This is a genomic window from Lysinibacillus sp. UBA5990, assembly GCF_002429815.1.
Taxonomy (GTDB): Bacteria; Bacillota; Bacilli; order Bacillales_A; family Planococcaceae; genus Lysinibacillus; species Lysinibacillus fusiformis.
This window is the reverse complement of record NZ_DJAY01000015.1, coordinates 259,348-284,706: the sequence shown is the minus strand read 5'-3', so window position 1 is coordinate 284,706 and position 25,359 is coordinate 259,348. Positions and strand designations below refer to the sequence as shown.

The 25,359-nt window shown below is 37.6% G+C and carries 27 protein-coding genes and 1 riboswitch; of the genes, 6 read left to right on the top strand and 21 right to left on the bottom strand.

The features are described 5' to 3' along the window. Positions 1–2: 2 nt before the first annotated feature. On the bottom strand, positions 3–668 hold the full coding sequence (locus B3D94_RS13870; protein WP_069480445.1) for a YneB family resolvase-like protein: 666 nt from the start codon (positions 666–668) through the stop codon (positions 3–5). Then, positions 665–1,054 (bottom strand): cell division suppressor protein YneA, encoded by a 390-nt coding sequence (yneA, locus tag B3D94_RS13865; protein ID WP_291757813.1) that lies wholly within the window; start codon positions 1,052–1,054, stop codon positions 665–667. Before yneA ends, B3D94_RS13870 begins: the two co-directional genes overlap by 4 nt. A gap of 91 nt (positions 1,055–1,145) precedes the next feature. On the opposite strand from yneA, the gene lexA reads away from it, so the two are divergent. Further along, a complete protein-coding gene (gene lexA, locus B3D94_RS13860; RefSeq protein WP_031419079.1) occupies positions 1,146–1,763 on the top strand; it encodes a transcriptional repressor LexA in 618 nt (205 codons plus the stop codon). Between the two features lie 104 nt (positions 1,764–1,867). Here the strand turns inward: lexA and B3D94_RS13855 are convergent, their stop codons facing one another. The 4 genes from B3D94_RS13855 to B3D94_RS13840 form a co-directional block, all read right to left on the bottom strand. Continuing rightward, entirely contained in the window at positions 1,868–2,590 is a 723-nt protein-coding gene (locus B3D94_RS13855; protein ID WP_291757810.1) for a gamma-glutamyl-gamma-aminobutyrate hydrolase family protein, read from the bottom strand. Between the two features lie 34 nt (positions 2,591–2,624). Beyond that, on the bottom strand, positions 2,625–3,377 hold the full coding sequence (locus B3D94_RS13850; RefSeq protein WP_291757808.1) for a prepilin peptidase: 753 nt from the start codon (positions 3,375–3,377) through the stop codon (positions 2,625–2,627). A 260-nt stretch (positions 3,378–3,637) separates the two neighbouring features. Beyond that, positions 3,638–5,731 (bottom strand): DUF2339 domain-containing protein, encoded by a 2,094-nt coding sequence (locus tag B3D94_RS13845; protein WP_291757806.1) that lies wholly within the window; start codon positions 5,729–5,731, stop codon positions 3,638–3,640. A gap of 81 nt (positions 5,732–5,812) precedes the next feature. Continuing rightward, on the bottom strand, positions 5,813–6,064 hold the full coding sequence (locus B3D94_RS13840) for a phage holin (RefSeq protein WP_025114039.1): 252 nt from the start codon (positions 6,062–6,064) through the stop codon (positions 5,813–5,815). Between the two features lie 236 nt (positions 6,065–6,300). On the opposite strand from B3D94_RS13840, the gene B3D94_RS13835 reads away from it, so the two are divergent. After that, positions 6,301–7,305: an acyltransferase family protein gene (locus B3D94_RS13835; protein WP_291757803.1), complete on the top strand. Its 1,005-nt coding sequence runs from the start codon at positions 6,301–6,303 to the stop codon at positions 7,303–7,305. 296 nt (positions 7,306–7,601) lie between these two features. After that, positions 7,602–8,228 (top strand): CPBP family intramembrane glutamic endopeptidase, encoded by a 627-nt coding sequence (locus B3D94_RS13830; RefSeq protein ID WP_291757801.1) that lies wholly within the window; start codon positions 7,602–7,604, stop codon positions 8,226–8,228. 15 nt (positions 8,229–8,243) lie between these two features. On the opposite strand, the gene B3D94_RS13825 is transcribed toward B3D94_RS13830, so the two are convergent. The 6 genes from B3D94_RS13825 to B3D94_RS13800 form a co-directional block, all read right to left on the bottom strand. After that, a complete protein-coding gene (locus B3D94_RS13825; RefSeq protein WP_291757799.1) occupies positions 8,244–9,599 on the bottom strand; it encodes a YjiH family protein in 1,356 nt (451 codons plus the stop codon). Between the two features lie 392 nt (positions 9,600–9,991). Further along, entirely contained in the window at positions 9,992–10,762 is a 771-nt protein-coding gene (locus B3D94_RS13820) for an IucA/IucC family C-terminal-domain containing protein (RefSeq protein WP_069480437.1), read from the bottom strand. Further along, the gene (locus B3D94_RS13815) at positions 10,759–11,586 is read right to left on the bottom strand and encodes an ABC transporter ATP-binding protein (RefSeq protein WP_036147775.1); all 828 of its coding nucleotides are present in this window, start codon (positions 11,584–11,586) and stop codon (positions 10,759–10,761) included. Before B3D94_RS13815 ends, B3D94_RS13820 begins: the two co-directional genes overlap by 4 nt. Positions 11,587–11,636: 50 nt before the next feature. Further along, a complete protein-coding gene (locus B3D94_RS13810; protein ID WP_069480436.1) occupies positions 11,637–12,677 on the bottom strand; it encodes a FecCD family ABC transporter permease in 1,041 nt (346 codons plus the stop codon). After that, a complete protein-coding gene (locus B3D94_RS13805; RefSeq protein WP_036124211.1) occupies positions 12,670–13,686 on the bottom strand; it encodes a FecCD family ABC transporter permease in 1,017 nt (338 codons plus the stop codon). Before B3D94_RS13805 ends, B3D94_RS13810 begins: the two co-directional genes overlap by 8 nt. Before the next feature lie 112 nt (positions 13,687–13,798). Continuing rightward, positions 13,799–14,806 carry an ABC transporter substrate-binding protein gene (locus B3D94_RS13800; RefSeq protein WP_069480434.1) on the bottom strand — a complete coding sequence of 336 codons (1,008 nt, stop codon included), beginning with the start codon at positions 14,804–14,806 and terminating at the stop codon, positions 13,799–13,801. A 457-nt stretch (positions 14,807–15,263) separates the two neighbouring features. Between B3D94_RS13800 and B3D94_RS13795 the strand changes: the two genes are divergently transcribed. Then, positions 15,264–15,575: a CotD family spore coat protein gene (locus B3D94_RS13795; protein WP_069480433.1), complete on the top strand. Its 312-nt coding sequence runs from the start codon at positions 15,264–15,266 to the stop codon at positions 15,573–15,575. Positions 15,576–15,665: 90 nt separating this feature from the next. Here the strand turns inward: B3D94_RS13795 and glnA are convergent, their stop codons facing one another. The 3 genes from glnA to B3D94_RS13780 all read right to left on the bottom strand — a co-directional run bounded on the left by glnA (position 15,666) and on the right by B3D94_RS13780 (position 18,840). Next, a complete protein-coding gene (glnA, locus tag B3D94_RS13790; RefSeq protein WP_069480432.1) occupies positions 15,666–17,000 on the bottom strand; it encodes a type I glutamate--ammonia ligase in 1,335 nt (444 codons plus the stop codon). Positions 17,001–17,054: 54 nt separating this feature from the next. Next, positions 17,055–17,432: a MerR family transcriptional regulator gene (locus tag B3D94_RS13785; protein WP_008174727.1), complete on the bottom strand. Its 378-nt coding sequence runs from the start codon at positions 17,430–17,432 to the stop codon at positions 17,055–17,057. Between the two features lie 157 nt (positions 17,433–17,589). Further along, positions 17,590–18,840 (bottom strand): aminotransferase class I/II-fold pyridoxal phosphate-dependent enzyme, encoded by a 1,251-nt coding sequence (locus B3D94_RS13780; RefSeq protein WP_069480431.1) that lies wholly within the window; start codon positions 18,838–18,840, stop codon positions 17,590–17,592. A 345-nt stretch (positions 18,841–19,185) separates the two neighbouring features. Between B3D94_RS13780 and B3D94_RS13775 the strand changes: the two genes are divergently transcribed. Next, on the top strand, positions 19,186–19,791 hold the full coding sequence (locus tag B3D94_RS13775) for a trimeric intracellular cation channel family protein (RefSeq protein ID WP_291757787.1): 606 nt from the start codon (positions 19,186–19,188) through the stop codon (positions 19,789–19,791). A 75-nt stretch (positions 19,792–19,866) separates the two neighbouring features. Here B3D94_RS13775 and cobT read toward each other — a convergent pair whose 3' ends face one another. Next, positions 19,867–20,922, bottom strand: coding sequence for a nicotinate-nucleotide--dimethylbenzimidazole phosphoribosyltransferase (gene cobT / locus B3D94_RS13770; RefSeq protein WP_291757785.1), 1,056 nt, complete (start codon positions 20,920–20,922; stop codon positions 19,867–19,869). Between the two features lie 91 nt (positions 20,923–21,013). Next, positions 21,014–21,190: riboswitch (cobalamin riboswitch) on the bottom strand. A gap of 56 nt (positions 21,191–21,246) precedes the next feature. Continuing rightward, positions 21,247–22,110: a DMT family transporter gene (locus tag B3D94_RS13765; RefSeq protein ID WP_291757783.1), complete on the bottom strand. Its 864-nt coding sequence runs from the start codon at positions 22,108–22,110 to the stop codon at positions 21,247–21,249. A 270-nt stretch (positions 22,111–22,380) separates the two neighbouring features. Here B3D94_RS13765 and B3D94_RS13760 point away from each other — a divergent pair, with 270 nt between their 5' ends. After that, positions 22,381–22,776: a hypothetical protein gene (locus tag B3D94_RS13760; RefSeq protein WP_069480427.1), complete on the top strand. Its 396-nt coding sequence runs from the start codon at positions 22,381–22,383 to the stop codon at positions 22,774–22,776. A gap of 49 nt (positions 22,777–22,825) precedes the next feature. On the opposite strand, the gene B3D94_RS13755 is transcribed toward B3D94_RS13760, so the two are convergent. The 4 genes from B3D94_RS13755 to B3D94_RS13740 form a co-directional block, all read right to left on the bottom strand. After that, complete coding sequence (locus B3D94_RS13755) at positions 22,826–23,128, bottom strand: rhodanese-like domain-containing protein (RefSeq protein WP_025114024.1); 303 nt, start codon at positions 23,126–23,128, stop codon at positions 22,826–22,828. Between the two features lie 94 nt (positions 23,129–23,222). After that, entirely contained in the window at positions 23,223–23,453 is a 231-nt protein-coding gene (hfq, locus tag B3D94_RS13750) for an RNA chaperone Hfq (protein ID WP_069480426.1), read from the bottom strand. Between the two features lie 97 nt (positions 23,454–23,550). Continuing rightward, the gene (gene miaA / locus B3D94_RS13745) at positions 23,551–24,453 is read right to left on the bottom strand and encodes a tRNA (adenosine(37)-N6)-dimethylallyltransferase MiaA (protein ID WP_291757777.1); all 903 of its coding nucleotides are present in this window, start codon (positions 24,451–24,453) and stop codon (positions 23,551–23,553) included. Then, entirely contained in the window at positions 24,440–25,357 is a 918-nt protein-coding gene (locus B3D94_RS13740) for an alpha/beta fold hydrolase (protein ID WP_291757775.1), read from the bottom strand. Before B3D94_RS13740 ends, miaA begins: the two co-directional genes overlap by 14 nt. Positions 25,358–25,359: the final 2 nt, after the last annotated feature.

Below are 25,359 nucleotides of genomic sequence, written 5' to 3'. Positions count from 1 at the left end.
TATTATTTGCCCGCTAATCTTTCTTGATGCTCTTGGAATCGGCGATGTACCGTTGCCTTACTTACCTCAAAGCCTAGTCCTCTAAGCGTAATGGAAATTTCTTCAAAGGTAAAACCACGATTACGTAGCTTCACAATTTCATCAACAGGGAGTTCCTTCCGTTCCTGACCATTTGGATTGCCACGATTGGATAGGTTGTTTTCAGGGCGATAGCCATTTTCAACAGCACGTCGCATCCCTCTGCGGATTTTCGCATTATGGATTCTACGTTGATATTCCTCTACAATTGCTAAAATCTCTAGTAGCATCGTATCCATTTCGTTTAATTGGACTGGTCCTGCGTCACGCATTGAATAAACATCTGTTGCTGATTTTTGTAATAAATGCAATACTGCCATCCTTGCATTTCCACGACCTATACGAGTTTCATCTTGTACAAAAAGAGCTTTTATTTCCTTCTCTTTTATAAAATCAAGCATTTCAAGTAAGCCTTCGCGTTCAACATCATAACCGCTATGTTTATCTTTAAAAACACCCTTTACTTCATAGCCTTGCTCTTTAGCATAGCGCACTAATTCTTCTTGTTGGCGCTCTAATGAGGAGCTTTGCGTTTCTTTTTCAGTACTTACTCGGCAATAGACAACAGCCGTCATTTGATTAATTTTCATTGTTCATTTCTCGCAATTTCAATGGTTTTGATGGGACTGGCTTGATCACTCAAAACTGGAATGACTAGAGATTTACCTGCCACGATTTTAATATCTGCTAACTCATTTTCTGATTTGACAAGCTTAATCCAATCTTCTTTACTCATTTTACCACGGTATTGTTCGGCTAACGACCACAAGCTATCCCCATGTTCGATTTGAATTTCAGCGTAATTAACATCCCCCGGATCAGTGATGTAAAGGTAACTTGCGAAGAGTAAACAAGCACCTAATAATATAGTGATATGTGTATTTTTCTTTAACCATGTCATCATAATAACCTCATTTCTAGAATGTTTGTTCGGAATGTATGTTCTCATAATAAAGCGAACAAACGTTTTTGTCAAACACTTTTCGAACCTATGTTTGCATACGTGTTCGCATTCTGTTATACTATCAAATAAGAAGAATGATATTAGAAAAAAGAGGTGAGCAATCATGAAAAAAGTATCGAAAAGACAAGAGGACATTCTAGCGTTCATTAAAGACGAGGTACGAGCTAAAGGGTATCCGCCATCAGTCCGTGAAATCGGGGAAGCTGTTGGACTTGCTTCAAGTTCAACTGTTCATGGTCATTTGGCTCGGTTAGAACAAAAGGGTTTTATTCGTCGAGATCCAACAAAGCCACGTGCTATTGAAATTCTTGAGCCTGAAGAATCCATCCAAAAGCAACATGTCATCCATGTACCACTTGTAGGGAAGGTTACAGCAGGTTCTCCTATTACAGCTATCGAAAATATTGAAGAGTATTTCCCACTGCCAGATACATATGGCACGAGTGAGGATCAGTTATTCATGCTAGAAATTATGGGTGAATCGATGATTGAAGCGGGAATTTTAGATGGTGATTTAGTGATTGTGAAGCAAAAGTCAACCGCCAATAATGGAGACATTGTTGTAGCCATGACAGCTGAGGATGAAGCTACTGTAAAACGCTTCTTTAAGGAAAAAAACCATTTCCGTTTACAGCCTGAAAATTCATCAATGGAACCGATTATCGTTGATCAAGTATCAATTTTGGGACAAGTTGTTGGTCTTTATCGCCGTGTACATTAATTAAATGAGAGTTTGAGGATTGTGTTCCTTCACTGAGCATGTATCCTCTTTTTTACGCAAAAAAAGAATCCACAATCTATTGGATTCTTTTTTTAATGATCTCTCTATGCCTCTTTTTTAAATTTCAAGCTCGCTTCAACAAAAGCTGCAAATAACTTTTGTGCATGCTGATCTCCCGCTATAGCTAATTCCTCTGGGTGCCACTGGACAGCCAAACAGAATGGTAATTCCTCATGCACCACTGCTTCAATAATGCCATCACTGGATTTCGCTGCAACTTTTAAATTCTCCGCTAGTACATTCACTGACTGATGATGAAAAGAATTGACGGCGATTTTCTCTTGTTCCAGAATAGTCGCTAATAAATTCTCCGCAATAATTTGTACATAATGCGTCGTTACTGACCTACCAGCTTGTTGTATATGTTTGATCAGCTTCGTACTATAATGGTCACTATCAATGTCCTGATATAACGTCCCACCTAATGCAACATTTAGTATTTGGATACCCCGACAAATACCGAAAATAGGCATTTTCCGTACAAATGCAGCCTCAATTAATGCTAATTCCACGGCATCTCTAGCTGGATGAATTTTACCTAGCTTTGGTGAAGGCTCCGCTCCAAATAGAAAAGGATGTACATCATAGCCTCCCGATAGCAATAAGCCATCAGTAAGGGCTAAAATTTGAGCAGCATCTTCCTCCACACCTACCGGAATAATGAGGGGGATACCGCCCGCCTCAATAATACTTTTGCTGTAAGCAGCATTTAAATGAGCTGATAAATCATCTTCTACAAAAGCTGTAATTCCAATAATCGGCTTCACTTGATTCCCCTCCATAAAATTGAAGATTAAACACTTACCAAAAACCTAAATACCAATTGATGAACGAATCTCCGTAGAAATAAACAATAGAAGCGGCTAATGCAATAGATGGACCAAAGGGAATAGGTGTTTTTCTTCCCTGTTTACGCTTTAATAAGACAACTATTCCGACTATCATACCAATGATAGCAGCAAAAAATAAAGTCAACAGCGTATGAATAATACCTAGAACGAGGCCAATTAAAAAGAATAATTTAATATCGCCTCCTCCCATTCCACCTTTCGATAAAACCGCAATACTATATAATATGCCAAAACCAGCGAGTGCACCCACTAGGCTGTCCCACCAAGGTGTTAAAGGTGACAGTACACGTCCTATGGCCAAAAAAGGCAAAAAGAATAAAAGAATCTTATCTGGAATTAACAGATAAGTAAAATCTGAAACAACTATAATGACTAACAATGAGATGAACGATAAGGCTACTATAAATTCTAAGCTCCAGTTTAGCTCAAAATAAGCAAGGGCGAATAATCCCCCAGTCAACAATTCTATCGCTGGATATACAAAAGAAATTTTATAGCCACAGCCTCGACATTTTCCTCTTAAAAAGAGATAAGACAATACTGGCACTAAATCAAGAACCGACAATTGTCTCTGACAGTTTATACAATATGAGGAAGGATATACAAGAGACTCCTTCCGCGGCACACGTAAGCCAACTACATTATAAAAAGAGCCAAAGACTATACCAACTAAAAAAATGATAATTGTATAAGCCATTTCCAAATTTATGTCCTCCTAAACCAATAGGCGCCCATACAATAAGTATGATGCGCCTATCCATATAAATATTGTATTCTTGCTCGGCAATATACGTAACGAATGTTATTCAAAGCAATGAACATAGATAATGAGTGATGTATTTGAAGAATATTTCATAAAAGATTTGAAGTCATACGGTACGAAGAAAGAAGGAGTAGAGTAAGAGTATTATCAGTTTAGCACAATATAAAAGAGATTCCAAAAATAATTGGAATCCCTTCAATTCATTTCCTCAGTAACCTACCTGACAACAGCATGCCAATGCCACCAATTGTTATAAATAGAACAGCTCTAATTAATAAATCAAGGGCCGATAAGTCAAAGAAAATAAGCTTGATAAACGCAATGACTAAGATAACAAAACCTGTTGTACGAAGCGTTTTTAATTGTTGCGTGGAACTAAGCCATAGCGAAATACTCGCTGTAAGGAATAATGTAATCGTTGTAAGAGCTATACTTAGTTTCCAATCAAGTAGATGACTATACGTAAATTGATGAACGAGCCCCCACATCGAGATCATTGTGAGAACGACTCCTGAGCTAACAATAGCGTCTATATATTTCCCCATTCGCTCTTCATACAGCCGATAAATACGACCCTTTACTAGAACGTCCACAATAATCGCCATAATTACTGCTATATAAACTAATCTGGTCATCATATTTAAGCTATCCATCATAGATGGCCTCGTGCTGATCGGCAAAGAAAATACTATAAAGAATGCTCCAAGGACAGGTGTTAGAGAACGCCCTTTGAATTTCTCTGACACGAGCAGAGATCCTGCAAACAAAGCAGCTAGTGCGATACACATCAAATACTGAATGCCATTTGTTGCCGCGAAATAGGCTGTATCTAGTTTGCTAATATAAGCTAAGAAGTAGCCTGCGGTAATTACTGCTAAAATATCAATAGCATATAAATCCTTCATGACTTTCTCAAAAGGTGATAATTTTTCTTTTGGGCGTCTAGCATACAAATAAATGACTACAAGATAAACAATTGGCATGAACAGACTTAAATGATCAAAGCTGATAAATGGTGTCGGTTCATGGAAAATGAAGTTTAGCAACAATGTAATCACAAGGAAAAATGATGTGACTACCTTCATCATACTGGCACGTAATCGTAAGCTCATCATTACACCTGCAAATGCGATCAGTGGATACAGTAAATCATCCACTTTATCAGGTATATTCATAATAAGTATCGTATTACATACGGCAATAAATGCGAGTGTTATAGCACTATCAAATACTTCCTGCCACTTTTGACGATGACTATAAAACGTTAATGCTATTAATAAACCAATGAAAATAAGTAGCAATGCTTCTCCATATTCTAGTGAACGTATGATCAGGTTCATCAGCAATAAACTAAATGACCCTAACGAAAATTGGAGACCAATATGAAGAGGTTTCCATTTAGATTGTGCATTAAATAATCGACACCAGCTTACATAAAAGATTGCTAGTATAGCAAGTAAACCAAAAGCAAAGACAACTTGCTTATCATGATTCATAAATGCTACAACACCTATTGCCAGCACTGAGAAAAAGGTTGAAATATAAAGAGCAAGCTTTTGCTTGTGCTGTAGGACAACCAATTGCAGCATGGCAAATAAAACGATTACAAATAGTAAAATAATGACGGCACTAAAGTCCATATATTCTAATAAATAAGGTAGTAATAACGAGGTAAAAGCAACAAAAATAGTTAATGCCTCATTTTTCTTTAAGTAACTTATGGCAATACCGTAGCCAATATAAAGAATTGTAATGCCAAGCGCAGGTGTGAGATGGATGATTTCGTATAAAATGGCACTAGCTGCAGTCGTTAAAATACCAACAATGAATGCTCCACCATATAATGACATCGTAATAGCGGGTGAGCCTACTTTTCTACGTTCCAGAATATAAGCGATAATCGCCAATCCTACCGATAATGAATAGGCAAGGATGATTTTCACGCCATTCGATAAATAACCATAGTCACTAACAAGTTTGAGACCCCAAAGTACCCCCATAACTAAAATAACCATGAATACTTTTGGAAGTGCCCACATAACACGTTCCTCCATCGATGGCTGTGGTTGCACCTCTTTTTGTGCTGTTTTGACTGGGGTAGACTTCTGTTCCACCATTACTTTTGGTGTTGGTGTTGGTTTTATTGGAACCGATTGCTCAATCATTGACTGTCTAGCATCAAGAGTATTTATTTTTTCATTGCTTTGAATTCGCCTTAATTCACTTAACTCCTGACGTAAATCCGCCATTTCCTCCTCAAGTTTAGCCACTCTTTGTTCCATTTCAAGGGACATTCAATCATCCTCCCCACTGTATCAATTTTCTAACATTATAACATATTTATCCTTATTGTAAAATTACACTTTTCGAACACTTTATCGTGGTCTCCTATACATTAATGCCTTTTCACTATCACTTGTACCTTTTGTCGTTGGGTCCACTATGACACCCATTAATACAAGAATAGATAAAACTGTATTTAAAATAGATGCAATTTGCTCACTCATTGCAGCTGTCAAATCAAAGCCGAAAATCGCCCCTACTTGTTGTGCGAGTAAGAGTAACAATGAAAATAGCCCTAGTAAAAATGGTATATGTTGAAGACGAACCTTCCAGTTAATTCTCATAAAAGCTCACCTCCCCCCCTCTTGCCCCAGTATATGCAAGGAGGTTATGTGACACATATGCAAAAATGGAGCTTTTGGCAAGTTTACTAGGTGTTTTTAATAATAATTTGCGAACTAAACTATTTTCGAGCGACAAGGCAGAGTGGTTGTAACCATAATGCCAAATTCATATAGTTAGTTAGGTTGCATCCTGGCAGGAGATGCCCGCCAATTTACTGAAATCGAGGGTGATTGAGATGGTGTACGAGTGGAACGCATTGAGAGCTATTGCTTGTTTAAGTATTGTGCTATTGCACGCGACGACAAATATTGAAATTATTAATGGCTTTATTGATCAACCATTCTATCAATTTTTTAGACTTCTGCTATGTGCCGCCACACCCATTTTCATTTTATTATCCATTTTAATATTAGCTAATCGCTATCAACACCAACTACCTACCCATTTTTTATGGCATCGATTTCAGTTTATCGTCATGCCGTTTATAGCTGCTGGTATTTTATATGCGGCTAATGCAGCCTTTCATTATCACGAAAATTTTTGGGATGCCTTGTATCGTCACATTATTTTGGGCGATTTTTCTGGATGGTTTGTCATGACCATTTTTCAGCTCTATATTCTCTTCTTTATTGTGAAAAAATATCAGCTATCCAGTACATGGTTTGCTCCTATTATGTTCTTACTGGGGATTCTCTATATGACATTAGCAAAATTAAATATAGATTATTTCGTTGAAAACGATCATTTTATGCGACTGCTCTTCGTAGGCTGGCTTCCTTATTTTGTATTTGCCCATTTCATTGGTCGTCATTATGAAAGATTCACGTATTATGTCGTTAAATATAAATTTTTTACCGTTTTATCGGTCATACTTGCAACAGTCATTATCTATATAAATTACTATTTGGGCGACCAGCAAATTACATCACGAAGAATGGATATGATGCTATTTGTGTTGGCGATGATGATTTTTATTTTAGCGTTTGCTCAAATTTTGCCTAAGCTGTCCTTCATTCATAGCATAAGCCGTTATTCCTTTGGTATCTTCTTAATTCACTGGCTTATTCAAGAATATTTAGCACCCTATAGTGCCTTACTCCCTACTACTTCACTGCAAGTTATTTCACTTTTTCTAGCTACTTTACTCGTCTGTATGCTGCTCATAAAAATTATTTCCTTTCTTCCCTTTAGTGCATATTTAATCGGTAAATCTCACCCAAAAAAGCCAATCCGTGATTAAGGTAAAAACTTGCTACAATGGATAATAGTTCATTAATTATTCCGAGTACACATCAAATGATTCCGGTTTATTGCATGTTGAGGATTTTAACATCATTTTAGAATGTATTTACCTATTCTTTTCGGAAGCACTCTCTTTTTAAGTGTCTTCCTATTAATTACTGCTAGCATGATTAGGAGGAAATGAACAAAATGAAACAAAAAGTGATTGCAAAAATAATTGGCTTATAATTTCTTATCATACTTTTCTATGTTGGTAACGGAGCTTTTGTTTCTATTAAACAACCATCAGGCCCTTTGTTACAGTTTGTTATGTTAGTTCCGCTAGCATTGGGAATCTTCTTTTATATTGCCATGAAAAAAAACTGGCAAATGTATTTCTTTCATCCCATTAAAAAGAATCATTTATTAATGATTTTACCGCTACTTTTCGTTTTAGGAATCATCATTGTAAGTACAAAAGGATTAAATTTTACATCAATTAGCGATCTTATTTTTATGTTATTAATACAAGTGTTTATTGTAGCATTTATAGAAGAGACCGTATTTAGGGGCATTATGCTGCGGATGCTTCTTGCCAAAGGTGCATTTACAGCGGTATTAATTTCTAGTTTATTGTTTGGCATTACACATGCTTTACAATTACTTGGTGGGCAATCGCTTGAAGATACTATTATTCAAATCGTCTATGCCCTTTTAGTGGGCCTTGTTCTTTCTTTACTTATTTTAGATGGGCAATCGATCATTATTACGATTCTTTTCCATGGCTTAAATAATTTCTTTAACTTTATGGGAAATGTAGAGAGCCCTACGCTTAGTGGTTATCTTATTATCTTAGTGTTATTTGTCTATACGCTTGTTTTATGGAAGCAAGTAAAGCAATCCTATGCTATTAATTTCATGAAAAATGCCAAGTCGGTCTAGGACTTGGCATTTTGATTAGAATAAAAGGTGTCCCACTAATGCAGCAATTGGAAGTGAGATAAGTGTACGTAATATAAATATCACCACTAAATCGAAAAATTTCAACGGAATTTTCGTACCTAAAATAAGTCCACCCACCTCAGACATATAAATTAACTGCGTGACAGAAACAACTGCTATGACGAATCTAGTAGTATCAGATTCAATACCCGCACCTAAAATAGAAGGCAGGAACATATCTGCAAAGCCCACAACCATTGTTTGTGCAGCTTCTGCCGCTTCTGGTAAGCCAAGTACTGTTAGAATAGGCTCGAAGGGTTTGCCTAAAATCACAAAGATACTAGTAAATTCAGCCAGCATCAGGGCAATCGTCCCAAAAGCCATTACGATAGGCGCAACACCAACCCATAAATCAATGACATTTCTAGATCCATCTTTTATAAATTTGCGTGGATCACGATTGGCATGGGCAACAGCAAGTGCATTCTCTAAGCCATGTGAGACTAAATTATAGCCCTCTGGTAATTCCTCACGTGAATAGTCTACAGGCGTACCATCTATATATGTATCTTCTTTCTGTGCAAGTGGATAGATACGGGGCATAATAATCGCTAGTACAATTCCACAAAAGACAACTGTTAAATAATATGGAATAAAATAGCGTGCCAAATGAACCGTATCCAATACTACGATACAAAATGTAATAGATACTACCGAGAAGCTTGTTGCAATAATAGCTGCTTCTTTTTTGGTGTAGTTCCCCATTTCATATTGTTTACTTGTCATTAACACACCAATCGTTCCATCACCGACCCATGATGTAAGGGCATCAATGGAAGAACGTCCCGGACTTTTAAATAAGGGTCGCATAATTCTCACCATCATTGTACCGAAAAATTCAAGAAGCCCGAAATTAGTCAAAAACGGCAAGAGGAATCCAGCAAACAAGAAGATGGTAAATAAAAATGTCACAAGACCATCATTAGGATCCATCAGTAGTCCACCAGTATTTTCGTTGTTGATGGCAAAAGGACCAAAGTTAAAGACAACCATTGAAGCAAAAACTAAGCCGATACAGCGGGTAATCGTCCAAAACCAATTAACATAAAACAATGTATCTAAAATACTCGGCTCTTTCACGTTTTTACGAGGAATAAATTTAGCCATAAGTGCGCCAATTGCTGAAATGGCAAACATAAGAATTGTAAAATAACTAATGACAGGAGCAACAATAGTTGCTAAAACATTTGCTAAAATCGCAATCGGTACCTTCCAGCCTTCTTCTGTTAAGACAGGTGTCATAAATAGAAAAATACCAATTAAAGAAGGGATAATAAAATAAACATATGTAGAAACAGCATACTTTTTCATTTTTTGATTAAAACCTCATTTCTATTAAGCATGAAATTGCAACTTGATCTATTTCCCAATCTACCGTTCTATGAGCTCTAGATGTTATGTTCATTCAAAACCTCCCCTCACAACCTGTTATAGTACTATTACAAAAACAATAGGGTTTTGAGTTTTAAACAGAAAAATACTCACATTATTCATGTTTTTATAACATTACTGTGTTATAAAACTATTTTAAACGCTATAAAGCCATTGGTTCAATCTCACATTTTTCTGAATTTTTATACAGACAACAAATGCTTCAATCAAGTATAACAATTATATAAGATAACAAACAGAAATTTTTAAAGTAAGAAAAAGTGAATAAACACGTCATTTATTCACTTTGAGGAATTATATAGTTTATGAGGTTAGACGAGCCTTTTGATTTTAGGACAGGAGATACAATAATCATTTGTTTCGTCAGATGTATGATAATAGAAACAACATGTTTTTCTTAAGCGTATAGGTTGCTCGGATTCCTTTATCGTCACTTTAGGTCCACAATAATTAGTCAAAGGATTTTTCTTCTCGCCAAAGAGAGAACCTGGTGCCTGGTTTACAATATAGTCATAATCCTCTTGTAGGCGAATGATTTCTTGCTCATTGGCCCCTTCTCTAATTTTCGTTTCGTATAGCCAATTGACATAAATAGCGGTATTTTCCCATAAAATTGTTTTTGGGATTTTACTTATTTTCGTTAATGACTGCCACACTTTCGCTAGATTATCTGCAAAAATCCCTTTAAGCACCTCGTCACGCCATGCGTTACGATCTGTTGTTGGTACTGACACCGTATGATCAATAAACCGAACGTTAGGCAGCCATGGTTTCGCATGACCTTCTGCTTCCACCCAAATATTTTCGATAGCAACTTGTAGCCCTTTATCATATCTCGACATGGCATAAAATGCTGAAGCCATCGTCAAAACACTATAGCGCTTTCCAAATAACGATGCCGTCACTAATAAAGAGGGCGATTGAAAAAAAGGGGCGATTGTTTGTAAATAGACTAGAGCCTGTTCAGCGTCCAATAAATTTTCGGCACTTATGGAGTAAGTAGCATCTATTGCTGGCTCAAACGTCAATCGATAATCGCTTAATAATATTGGTATTTCTTCAGCTGACAGTTTGTTGCTCAAGTGGCCGCTACCTCCTCAAATGCTTCCATCTGAACCGTTCGTCCCTTACCATGCGGAACACATAATGGCGTTCCAAATAGTGGGTCTCTCATTATGGTACAGTCCATCCGAAAGACAGCTTGTACCATCTCAGGTGTCACCACTTCCTCTGGCTTACCTTGTGCGTACACCTGTTTATTTCGCACAGCTACAATATGATGAGCGTAACGACAAGCTAAGTTTAAATCGTGCAATACCATAACAACTGTACGGCCTTCATTTTCATTTAAATCAAATAGTAAATCTAAAATTTCTACTTGATGAGCCATATCTAAATAAGTTGTAGGTTCATCAAGTAAAATAAGATCTGTTTTTTGAGCTAATGTCATAGCAATCCACACACGCTGACGCTGACCTCCGGATAATGCATCTACTGGGCGATCTGCAAATTCGGTCATCTGTGTCACCTCAAGAGCATTGTTCACAATATTTTCATCTTCTGTAGACCATTGCTTTAACCAGCTTTGATGAGGATAACGACCTTGTTTAATCAATTGTTGAACAGTTAATCCTTCTGGCGCAACAGGTCCCTGTGGGAGAATGGCTAAACGTTTTGCCACCTCTTTAGTTGAAATCCCATCTAGTGGATGCTCTTCTAAAAAAATTTCACCCGACTTTGGTTTTTGCAGTCGGGCAAACGTTCTTAGGAGCGTAGATTTTCCACAACCATTGGCACCTACTAGTACCGTAATTTTCCCTTTTGGTATTTGAAGATTCAAATCTTCCAAAATAAGATTTTCACCATAGCTAACATCTAGATTTTGTACTTCTAAGACGCTTTTCATAATCCCTTCACCTTCTTCTCTCACGCTTTTAACTCATTTATCATTAGGCACTATTGATTGCGCGTTCTAAATAGTAAATAAATAAAAAATGGTGCTCCAATAGCAGCCGTAAAGACACCTGTTGGTAAATCCTTTGGTAAAAAGGCTGTTCGTGCAACAATGTCAGCTACAATGACAATAATGCCACCAATTATAGCAGTAACGGGTATTAATCCTGCAAAAGAACGCCCTACAAGCAGTCTACTCATATGAGGGGCTACTAATCCAACAAAGGCAATTCCACCTGCAAAAGCAACCGCAGAACCAGCTAGCATGACACTAATGATTAAAAAAAGCAAACGGTACACTTGAACTTTTACGCCCAGCCCTGTCGCAATGTCATCTCCTAATTCCTTCACATTGACTGTTCTCGCTAAAACAAATGTTAAAGGTAATAAAAGAGCCACCCATGGTAAAAGCAAATAGACATCTGTCATATTCGCCCCATACAAGCTTCCAGTCAACCATAGATAGGCCTTCGTAGTTGCAGCTACCTCGCTGAGGACCAGTAACATGGTTACAACTGCCTTTGCTAATGCGGAAATCCCAATTCCAATAAGCACCATGCGAATAGGTGTGACACCTTTTCTCCATGATAGCAAGTAAATGATAAAGGAGATAATGGCCGCACCTGAAATGGCCGCTAACGGTAAAAATTGGATGCCAACTGATCCCATAAAATACACAATAAAAATAATCGCACCCATGGATGCTCCACTCGTTACACCAATAATATCTGGAGCAGCTAGCGGATTACGTATGATTCCTTGTAAAATTAAACCAGCAACTCCTAGCGCAGCACCAACTAATAAGGCCATCAATATACGTGGGAGCCTTAATGTATGTAAGACAAAATCATACTCTCCGTTCCCGTAGCCTAATAACTCCTTCACTACTATGAAAGGATGAATAAAATCGCTACCTGCAGATAAGCCAATAATCGTAATGATGACTAATAATAAGCTTAATAGTAGTATAATCCAACAAGTTCTGTTGGCGATTTGAAAAGATATGCGATCGGATTTCGTTCGAATCGTCCTATAATTAGACATTTTTTGCTAACCCCTTTCGTGCAATATAAATAAAGAAAGGAGCACCAATTAATGCAGTCATTACACCAATTGGCATTTCTAATGGCATAATTACGTATCTTGCTGCTATATCTGCAAGCAGCAGCAAGATAGCTCCTAATACCGCACTGTACGGTATAATCCACCGATAATCCATACCAACAAGATGAATCGCAATATGAGGGACAATTAAACCTATAAAGCCAATTGAACCTGCTACAGCAACTGAGCTACCTGCAAGAATAATAATGATGATACCGAGTGTGAGTTTCGTCAGCATCGTTCGTTGGCCTAAGCCTTTTGCAATATCATCACCTGATTGTAAAATATTTATTGAACGGCCCATACCTATTGCCACGACTGTGCCCCCTAAAATAAATGGTAGGACAGGTATGAGCATGTCAATGCTTCGACCGGATACTGACCCCGCTAACCAAAAGAGTACACTTTGTAAACCTTGCTCATCAATCACTAAAAGCCCCTGCGTAAACGAGACAAATAGAGCTGTAATCGCTGCACCAGCTAACACTATTTTAATTGGTGTTAAACCATCTCTCCCTAATGATCCAAGGAAAAACACCATAGCTCCCGCTGCACCAGCACCTAAAAAGGCAATCCACATATAACTCATTAAGGAATTAACAGAAAAAAGAGTAATGGCACTGACAATAAAAAATATTGCCCCTGCATTAATACCTAAAATATCAGGAGCTGCTAAAGGGTTTCTAGTTAATGCCCGCATTAATGCTCCCGAGATAGCTAGGCTTGCGCCAACTACTGTAGCGATCACAGCTCTTGTAAATCTAGATGTTCGAATAATGACATGCTCCTTATTAGCAGCATCATAATGAAAAATGGCATCATAGATTGACGAGAAGGGAATGGATGTTTGACCAATAGTTATGCTGAACATAAACGTCAGCAAAAGGATCAAACAACTGATGAACAACCCTATTTGTTTCATCGAGGTAGTAGAAAGAAAAATTCTCATTTTGCGCCAACTTTCTTGATCCACATTTTAACTTATGAGAAAAGTTGCAGGTTTTTATAGGTTAAACACTACAAGGAGAGGGCTGTCATTTAAACAGCCCTAATCACTTTCTCTATTTATCTAATTCAAATTTGTCATAAATATCATCTAGCATTAAATTAGCACTAATATATCCACCAGCTAGATTCCAATTGATTTCATCTACTTGATAAACTTGATTTGCTTTCACAGCATCAAGCTCTTTCCATAGCGGATGATTTGTCCATTCTTCATAATTTTTTTTCACTGCCTCATCATTTTCCATGAACATATAAATGACATCGGCATTCATTTGCGTAATACTTTCTTTATCCGTTAGCTTGACGATCTCCAATGAGTCATCCGTTAAATTTTTAGGACCTTGGAAGCCAAGCTCCGACAATATAGAACCTGCATATCCAGTTACATAAATACGTGCATGGTCTGCTCTGAAATTGACAACCGAAACATGGAATGGCCATTTATCGCCAAGCTTCTCTTTAATTTTTGTTTGGAAATCTGCAACTCGCGTATCCCATTCTCCAAATAACTCTTTTACCTTTTCTTCTTGATTCATTGCTTGACCCATCATTTCAGCTGTACCTTTGAAATCAAATACCGTTTCATGAGCAACAGTTGGTGCTATTTGTGATAGCTGATCATAAATTTCCTCATGACGAACTTTCGATGCAATGATTAGATCTGGTTGAAGCTTTGCAATTTCTTCAAGATTTGGTTGTGTTTCTTGTCCAACAACCGCAACACCATCTAAATCCTTCTTCAAATAATTATAAAAAGGTGCTTCGGCCCAAGATTCTACTGCCCCTACTGGCTTAATGCCCATTGCTACTGCTACATCAGTAGCCCCTTGGTATAGAGTAACAATTTTTGTAGGTGTTCCTTCAATTGTCGTAGTGCCCATAGCGTGGGTAATTTCACGGCTTGAAGACTCGGTATTACCTTCTTCAGCTTTATCCGTTTCTTGTGAACTACTACTAGTGTTTGTTGCTTTATCTCCACATCCAACCATTATGAGAGATACTATTGATAATAAAGCAAAAAGAATAAAAATATTTTTATTGCGTAGTGATAATTTCGACATACATTTCCTCCTAAGTTATAATCAATAACGATAATCATTATCAATTAAAGAGTATACTGTATGAATGTTTTATTGACAATATCTATTTTTTCAAAAAATATACTTTTTTATTAATTTTTTATGCTCATTTAGCTTCCAGCTCGATTATCTATAGTTTAGAAGCATTAGGTTTGTTGTTTACTTGTAAAAATTTCGACACAATTATGCCAAGCTGTAGAGGATTATTATTTAAACATTAGGTCGATTCAATATCATTGTGACAACAGTAGAATGTGAAAAAAGCTTTTGGTAGTTCATTCTTTCACCTAATTTGTAGGCATATCAACATTAGATTTTCTACCATTTCAGCGACTTGTTAGATTTACCTATTCAATAATAGGCAAATAAATAGTCCCTATTGACGTCTATCTCATATCTTAATAATGAACGACAACTTATCAAAACAGGAGGTTATAACATGTTTCACCGAAGACGCCATCCGGCAAAAGGTCCACACTGCTGTCCGCCACAAACAATGCCAATGCAATTTGATCCACCACAATTTTTACCACCAGAGCAATATGTTCGTACAAATTATATCCACACAGTTGTTCCACATGTACAACCAGCACATGTCACAACAGTGAACAAACATATGATTGATCATCAATACTACTTCCCATGCACAGAGTCAGTTGTTAATGAATGCTGTGAAACACATACAATGTGCGGTATGCCACCTAACCCTTGTCATATGCCGCATCATCCCCATAAACATATGGGCTATTAATAGATAATGTGGGGGCGAGTAATGCCCCTTTATTATTTTAAACAAAAAAACCGAGTAGCCTCTCTCAGAGGTACTCGGTTTTATGCGTTATTAATACATTTTTAAATATTGATCGCGTTCCCATTGATGTACAGTTGTACGATACATATCGAATTCGATTTCTTTTGCTTCTTTAAAGTTAGCATAAATATGCTCACCTAAAGCTGCTTGCGCTACTTGATCTTTAGCCAATAATGTTAAAGCATCATCAAGTGCCGCTGGTAGGTTTTCAATGCCATTTGCTTGGCGCTCTTCCTCTGACATCACGTAGATGTTGCGGTTAATAGCTGCTGGTGGCGTCAAGTTTTGACGAATACCTTCTAGACCTGCCTCTAAAATAACAGCCATTGCTAAATATGGGTTGGCAGAAGGGTCCACTGAACGTACTTCTACACGAGTTGAAAGGCCACGTGCTGAAGGAATACGAATAAGTGGTGAACGGTTTTGTGCTGACCATGCTACATAACATGGTGCCTCATAACCTGGTACTAGACGTTTATAAGAGTTAACTGTTGGATTTGTAACAGCCGTGAAACCTTGTACGTGTGCAAGGACACCAGCCATAAATTGCATAGCTGTACTAGATAGTCCTAATTCTGTAGATTCATCATAAAATGCATTTTCTTTGCCTTTAAATAGTGACACGTTAAAGTGCATACCAGAACCTGCTTCACCAAATAATGGCTTTGGCATAAATGTAGCGTGTAAACCGTGTTTACGAGCAATTGTTTTCACGACTAATTTAAATGTTTGGATGTTATCACAAGCTGTAACAGCGTCCGCATATTTAAAGTCGATTTCATGTTGTCCAGGAGCAACCTCGTGGTGAGAAGCTTCGATTTCAAAGCCCATTTCTTCTAGCTCTAATACGATATCACGACGGCAGTTTTCACCTAGATCTGTTGGAGCTAAGTCGAAGTAACCGCCATGGTCATTTACTTCTAATGTTGGTTCGCCTTTTGCATCTAATTTGAATAAGAAGAATTCAGGCTCTGGTCCTAAATTGAAGCTTGAGAAGCCCATATCTTCCATTTTTTTAAGAATACGTTTTAGGTTGTTACGTGGGTCACCAGCAAACGGTTCGCCTTTCGCAGTGTATACATCACAGATAAGACGGGCTACTTTCCCTTTTTCAGAAGTCCAAGGGAATACTACGAAAGTATCAACATCAGGATATAAATACATATCTGATTCTTCGATTCGAACGAAGCCTTCAATAGATGAGCCATCAAACATCATTTTATTTTCTAGTGCTTTGTCTAATTGACTTACAGGAATCTCAACGTTTTTGATTGTGCCAAGAATATCTGTAAATTGTAAACGAATAAAGCTTACGTTCTTTTCTTCGATGAGACGTTTAATGTCCTCTTTTGTGTATTTACCCACAGTTTTCCACACTCCTATAATTTGTCTAGCTTTTATGTTTACCCTACCCTATTTTTAATAGAATCGAGATAAATCCCCTCGTCGGATGGATGATTTTTGCATGCGCTGTGCTTGACGCATTTCTTCACGCATAATTTGACGTAATTCAGAATCACTTAAATCTTGTTCTTCAATTGTAGCAACAGGATCTTTCCTTTTAGCAAATATTTTTTTAATCTTCGCCATATTCATACCCTGTTCTAAGTAGTCTTTAATTTCAAGCAATGTGTCGACGTCATTTAAAGAAAACATTCGCCGGTTGCCTTCTGTTCGGTGCGGCTCAATTAAATGGTGTTCTTCATAGTAACGAATTTGTCGTGCCGAGAGCTCAGTTAATTGCATTACAATACTCATTGATAATAACGGCATAGTTCGTCTAATTTCACGACTCATTTAAGTCCTCCTCCAATACCCGCTTATCATATAACGAAATTTTTTCACTGTCAACCAACCATGTAAGGTTTCCTAACATGGTTGGTACTATTTTTTTCAATCCGAGAGAAAATTGTAAAAAACTATTCAAATTTACGGTTTGTCCATTTTCTCATCTCTATTTTTGAATAGCTTGTACCGCACTACAAATTGCAAATTTCACATGCTCATATGTTAGTCCACCCTGTATAAAGGCTGTAAAGGGCGGACGTATTGGACCATCTGCTGTAAGCTCTATGCTGGAGCCTTGGATAAATGTTCCCGCTGCCATAATGACATCATCTTCATAGCCTGGCATATAGGCAGGTTCTGGTGCATAATGAGCATTAATTGGCGAGTTGGCTTGTATTTCCCGACAAAAGGCAATCATCTGCTGTGCGCTTTGGAAAGAAACCGATTGTATTAAATCTGTCCGATGTGCCTGGTAACTTGGAGATGTATTCATCCCGATTTCCTCCAGCATAGCTGCCGTAAAAATGGCGCCCTTTAATGCTTGTGATACAACATGTGGAGCTAGGAAAAACCCTTGATAAAAATCACCTAATGTATTTAATGTCGCTCCTGCTTCTGCCCCGATTCCTGGTGATGTCATCCGATACGCACATTTCTCCACTAAATCTGCTCGGCCTGCGATATAGCCTCCAATTTTCGCTAATCCTCCACCTGGATTTTTAATGAGGGAGCCCGCCATTAAATCAGCACCAATCTCTGTAGGCTCTTGCTTTTCTACAAATTCACCATAACAATTATCAACAAAAATAATGGCCTCCGGTGCTAACTCACGAATCTTTGCACACATGTCAGCAATTTCTGCAATAGAAAAGGATGGGCGTGTTGCATAGCCCTTTGATCGTTGAATGGCAATCATTTTCGTCTTTGCTGTTATGGCTCCTTTCACACCGGCCCAATCGATGGTTTGATTATCCAGCAAATCAACATGTGAATAACCGATTTGATAATCCTTCAGGGAACCTGTATCTTTGTCACCACCATCGACAATGGATTGTAACGTATCATATGGCTGACCAGAAATATAAAGCAGCTCATCACCGGGACGTAGCACACCGAATAGACTAAGCGTAATTGCATGTGTCCCTGAAATAATTTGCGGTCGAACAATGGCAGCCTCTGCTCCAAATACCTCAGCATAGACACGCTCTAAATTATCGCGTCCCTCATCGTCATAGCCATAGCCATTGGATGGGTGTAAATGATAATCACTAACTTGATGTTTTCGAAATGCCGCTAGCACTTTTTGCTGGTTATAAAACGCCATCTCTTCCACCTTAGCATGAAAAGGTCTCACTCTCTCTTCTATTGTTGCCGCTAAAGATAGCGTCGATGCTGATAAATTAGATGTAAACGTCATTCTTTTTCTTCTCCATTTCACAATTGTCATGCATATTATTCCGTAAACTTTATTCAATATCTAAATGAACCTCGATTATCCTTGAATTTCTTAATCGTCTACTTGTAATGAACGCTTATGACAGATGTTTTTCTTTATTTCATTAACATCTTATCAATTTGTATAGGCCCCTGTAAAACTTGCCTATTGTTTCTCAGCGAAATTTACGCTAAGCTAATGTGCGTACTTATTTCAAGAAGAGTATTTAATGATGAATTTTGGCTATTAAATTCATAGATTTTGTTACTTACAGGATCTTTCAGCTTTAGGAATGAGATTCATTTATTTATAGAAGGGGTGAAAGGGATGGCTTGGGAAGTTTTTAGTATTATCGGTACAATTGCCTTTGCTATTTCTGGGGCAATTATTGCAATGGAAGAGGAATACGATTTATTCGGTGTTTATATACTCGGTATCGTCACTGCTTTTGGTGGAGGGGCTATTCGAAATTTACTTATCGGGCTACCTGTCACAACATTATGGGGACAGGATATGATGTTTCAAATTGCACTTGCTGCCATTACCATATTTTTTATTTTTCCTCATCATTTGATTCAACACTGGCATCGTTGGGGCAATTTCACAGATGCAATTGGCTTATCAGCATTTGCTATTCAAGGCGCACTCTACGCCGTAAAGCTAGATATGCCGATTAGCGCTGTCATTGTAGCTGCGGTCTTAACAGGGTCAGGTGGTGGTATCGTGCGTGACTTATTAGCTAGACGAAAACCACTTGTTCTTCGTGACGAAGTCTATGGTGTTTGGGCTGCTCTCGCAGGGCTTGTTATTGGATTTGAAGTTTTTACAGGAGATATCTTCCTTTATTTTTTATTTGCGGTAATAACATCCTTACGCATTCTTTCCTATATGATGAAATGGCGTTTACCTTTGCGAAGGTTGAATCGGGCATAGAGTCTATCATAGATTTTAAAAATGAATAAGCGCAAATAGTTCCTTAACTATTTGCGCTTAATTGTTTTTCAGTAACTATTTAGCTAAAAGATTCATTGCTTTTTCCAGCGTCACCATATTTTTCATCATCGAGCAAGCAGCATCTAATAGAGGAAAGGCTAGGGCTGCACCAGAACCTTCTCCTAGGCGCATATTCATGTGCAGCATCGGTTCCACTCCGAGTAATTCAGCGGCTATTTTAGCTCCTGGCTCTTCCGATGCATGAGAAGGTATGATAAAGTCCTTTACTTTCGGTTCAATTTGATAAGCAATAAGCGCAGCAATCGTTGAAATAAATCCATCAATGACAACAGGTTTTCGGTGACTTGCGGCAGCAAGTATGATACCAGCCATAGCCCCGATCTCTAGCCCTCCAACTTTAGCTAGAACATCAATGATATCGGTAGGATTGGGTTTGTTGAGCGTAATTGCTTTTTCAATGACCCTTGCTTTATGAGCAATTCCTCCTTGACCAACGCCTGCTCCAAATCCTGTTATTTCAATTGGGTCATAGCCAGTCAAAACAGCTAAAATGGCAGTACTCGGCGTTGTATTACCAATGCCCATCTCACCTGTTCCAATCAGATTAGCTCCATTTGTGATTTCGTCTGTTGCCACACGAATCCCCACTTCAATAGATTGAATGGCCTCCTTTCTAGACATAGCAGGGCCTTGTGCCATGTTATCTGTACCATATTTTACTTTTTGAACAATTACGCCCGCATCGAGAGGAATATCTTCCTTTACTCCAACATCTACCGTTACAACCTTCGTATTCGTCACACTTGCAATCGCACAAACGCCTGTACCTCCCTTTGGAAAATTTAATGTTTGAAATAAAGTAACATCTTGTGGGTTCGTCGTCACACCTTCCTTACAAACTCCATGATCTGCTGCACAGACAATCATCACCTTTTTATCAATCACCGGATATAATTGTCCTGTAATCCCAGAAAGTTGCACAGCAATGGACTCTAATTTACCTAGGCTACCTGGCGGCTTACAAAGAATATCTATTCGACGCCTTGCTTGCTCCCTACTATTCTTATCAGCGCCTTGAATGTTTTGAATCGTGTCCTGTAATAATTGCATTGTCATTTCTCCTCTCGTTTTTCATGAAGACAAAAAAAGCCTGTAGTTTATTGTCATGACAAATAAACTACAGACTTTTCCATCATCTATATCCTCTTAAAGCAAATAGGCAGGTCTCCTGGCTTAAGTTCAACATTTCATAGTACCTTCCCAGCAATTTGCTAGTGGTCTTCACTATTAAACTCCCTTTTACAGTGGCGGGTCCGCTAAAGCTTTTCACTTTATTCCCTATTCTCCCTAAATGGGCACCTAATGCTTGTATTAAGCTACTTATAATCTACGACAGCATATTTTTTCTGTCAATATTTGAATGCGTTACTTGTACTATTTCTTTGGCTCTTTTTCTAGCTCGCTTAGCAATGTTGACCCTAATAATAGTACCGCTCCTATTATTTGTAGAAGCGTCATTTTTTCTCCAATAATCATCGTTGAAATGACTAATGATGTCAGTGGATCTATATAGCTAAGAATGGCTATACTTTGCCCTTTCAGCTTTGACATGCCCCAAAAGAACAATAAAAATCCAACCCCTGCATGGACAATACCTAATGAAATTAATAATAGGACTGACTTAAAACTGAATGTCATGACCTGAAATCCTGTTGTCCCAAGTATATAAAAGCAAAGGAAAAATGCTGCTAAAGATAGTTGAATTATTGTATTTTCCGGTTCTTTTAAGCCACATATACATTTATTTGTAAATGTTAAAGCTGTGTAAAAGCATGCAGCAATAAGACCGTAGACAATGCCAATAAAATGTTTACTGTCCCCAGTGCCTTGACTTTGGACTATCAAAAAGAGTCCGATAAGGGCCACACAGACATACAGTATTTTTCTGCCAACTAGCTTCTCCTTTAAGATAATTGGAGATAAGCAGATAACAAGTACTGGTGCAAAATAATAACTAAGTGCAGCATTAGCAATTGTTGTTTCTTTATAAGCCTGAAATAAGAAAATCCAATTCCCACATAAGGCAACACTAGAAAGTACTAATTTCCACTTATTTTTGAGAATACTTCTTTTCGTAAAGCTTTCCTTTTTATAAATAAAAATCACTATCAAAAAACAAGCACCAATTAAACTCATCCAAAAAGCGATTTCACTAGAATTTAAAGGTATATACTTGGCGAAAACACCAACTGCGCCAAAAATAAACATGGATAATATAAACGCTAATTTTCCGCTCATTACAATTCCTACTTTCTACGTATAAGTTTTAATCTATACAGTAGAATCTATTGAAAATGAGCAAACTGTTATCGTATGCCTTAACAGTAGATTCTACTGTAAAGACATTGTTGGGGGTGCTATTGAACGAAACATACAAAATCCCTCCTTCATCGATATAATTGTAACATATTTCTGAAAATTAAAGAGTACGTTTTATAGATACAGGGAAAAGGAATGGCTAATTACTTCATAAGGTTAGCCTAAAATTTTCTTTAAGGAGGAGTTAGAATGAACGCAAGAGAATTAAGAAACGCTATTGCGGACACTTGTGAAAATTATGATAGTCATTACGCTCAGTTAGTGAAACCGATTAATCAGTTATTAATAAATGTTGATGCTTCCATCAGTGAAGAAACAGCGTATGTCATTATGGAAAATTTGAAATTATTTTATAGTGGAGATAAATATATGGCGGAATGTCACTTCGATGAGAGTGAAAATTTCTTAAAGGATGGCATCGAGCTCTTACAAAAGGGAGATCTTGCGAATGGCGCTTTACAAATATACGGTGCTGGTTTAAATTTTGCCAGCTATGCTTCAAAGGTTCGTGGGCAAAAAAACGTGAACCCGTACATGAACTTTGAAAAAAACTTTAGCCTCATCATGGACTCACTCCAAAAATAAGCACATGAAAAAAGAAAGAGTATACACTCTTTCTTTTTTCATTATGTCATTATTTAAATTCTAATTCGCCATCGTAAGCTAACATGCCGCCTTCAAGATTTGTCACATCAAATCCTTGTGCCTCTAAATAAGAACAAGCATTAGCTGAACGGCCACCAGCCTTACAAACGATAATATATGGCTTAGTTTCATCTAATTCCTCTAGACGTTCTGGGATTGTCCCAAGAGCAATATGTTGAGCACCAGGAATCATGCCATGTGCTACTTCATCCTCTTCACGTACATCAATAATATATAGGTCTTCATTTGCATCTAATAGTTCTAATAATTGTGTTGTTTCCATTGATTTCATCAAACTCGTCCTCCAAATATCTATTTCCTCTATCATTATAGCCTGAAGCAAAAAAAACAGCCAGTGTGAGAACACTAACTGTTTAACAATCTTTTTATGCTTCTGTCTCTAAAAATTCTATTTGTTTAGCTGGAACGAATGTAGAAATAGCGTGCTTGTAAATCAGGTGCTGCTTATTATCAGCATCTAATAATAAAACTGTAAAATTATCATATGATTTCACAGTCCCTTTTAACTGAAATCCGTTTAATAGAAATACAGTTACAAAAACACTGTTTTTACGTAGTTGGTTCAAGAACGTATCTTGCAAGTTGATTGATTTCATCAAATAGCCTCCCTACTAACTTTCTACCTCTTCATTCCTATAGTAGCACGTTCTACCAATTTATCAATTAGTAATTTTTAGAAATTTTTCTTTAATTTTATAATTGCTCACCTGTCATCACAAAATGGACATCCATTTTATTGCGGAAATAAGTAAGTTGCCTTTTCGCATAGCGGCGAGAGTTTTGTTTTAGGCTGTCAATAGCGCCTTCTAGCGAACATTTACCATCTAAATAATCATATAATTCCTTATAACCAATGGCTTGTATAGACTGCACACCTCGGATATTTTGTTGCCATAGACCACTGACCTCTTCTAAAAGACCATTCTCCATCATCAAATCGACACGGCGGTTAATACGGTCATAAAGCACCTCTCGTGACATATTTTGACCTAGCCCTAAGATCAAGTGATTATAGAGAGGCACTTCGCCTCGATTTTGAGCTTCAGCTGCCTTCGATACACCGCTTAATTCTAGCATCTCTAATGCACGAATGACACGACGTGTATTATTTGGATGAATGGCCTCTGCAGTTTGAGGGTCTAGTTGTTTTAATTTATCGTGCATAGCCTCAGGACCAAGCTTCGCTAATTCATCATAATAGGCTTGACGTGCTGCCTCATCCACTTTTTCATCAGTAAATTGAAAATCAAACAGAACAGCTTGTACATATAAGCCTGAGCCACCAACTATAATCGGTAGCTTATGACGAGCTTGTATGTCAGCAATTTTTGCTCTTACTAGCTTTTGATAATCGGCCACTGAAAATGATTCTGTCGGCTCCAGAAAACTTAGTAAATGATGAGGGACTCCCTCCATTTCTTCTTCCGTAATTTTCGCTGTACCTATATCTAGCCCTTTATAAACTTGCATGGAGTCACCGTTAATGATCTCTCCATTATACTTTTTGGCAAGTTCAATACTTAACGCTGTTTTTCCAGAAGCAGTTGGTCCTACTATTGCTACGACCTCTGCCTGCTGTAATTTATTTTCTATCATATTTTTCTAACCACCGTAATAATACTTGAAAGACTGCTTCTTGATTGTCTTCATTTAAAATTTCATGTCTCTTATCTTCAAATAAATAAACAGTGACATCCTCTACACCAGCAGTTGCCAATTGTTCTGCCACTGCGTACACGCCTAGTCCTTTTTCACCGACAGGATCTTTACTGCCACTTATCAAAAGTATTGGAAGATCCTTTCTTACTTTGGCAATTTCTTTTTTGCGGTTCAAGGTTGAAAAGCCTGTTGTCAAATCTACAAAAAATTGATTGGTTGGAATAAAGCCACAATATGGATCATCTATATACTTTTGAACTTCTACCTGTACGGAGCATAGCCAATCATATGCAGTCTTCGGGTTTGGAAACTGCTTATTAAAACTACCAAAACTTAATTGATTGAGGAGACGGCTTTCTGTCTCTTTACCAAGACCTTTTGCTAAAGCCTTGGATACGATATTACCAATTGCATGTAAAGCTGTAACATTGCCAGTTCCACAGAGCACAACATTGTCAACCTGTTCCCCATACCGTTGGATATAGCGTCTCGTAATGAATGAGCCCATACTATGACCAAAAATAATGAACGGTTTGTCGGCAAATGGTGCATGTAATTGAGTAATGACTTCATGTGCATCTTCTACAACACGTTCAAAGCCGTTATTTTCAGCAAAAAAGCCCAAAGTTCCATTATAAGCAGCTGTTTCACCATGTCCACGATGATCGTGCATCGTCACTACATAGCCGGCATTTTGAAGAGTTTGAGCAAATTTTAAATAACGACCACTATGCTCGGCCATGCCGTGTAAAATATGGATATGTCCAATACATGGCCTTTTAGATTCTAATGTTCGTGTGAATACAAAATGTCCATCTGACATTTGAATATAACGCTCCATCG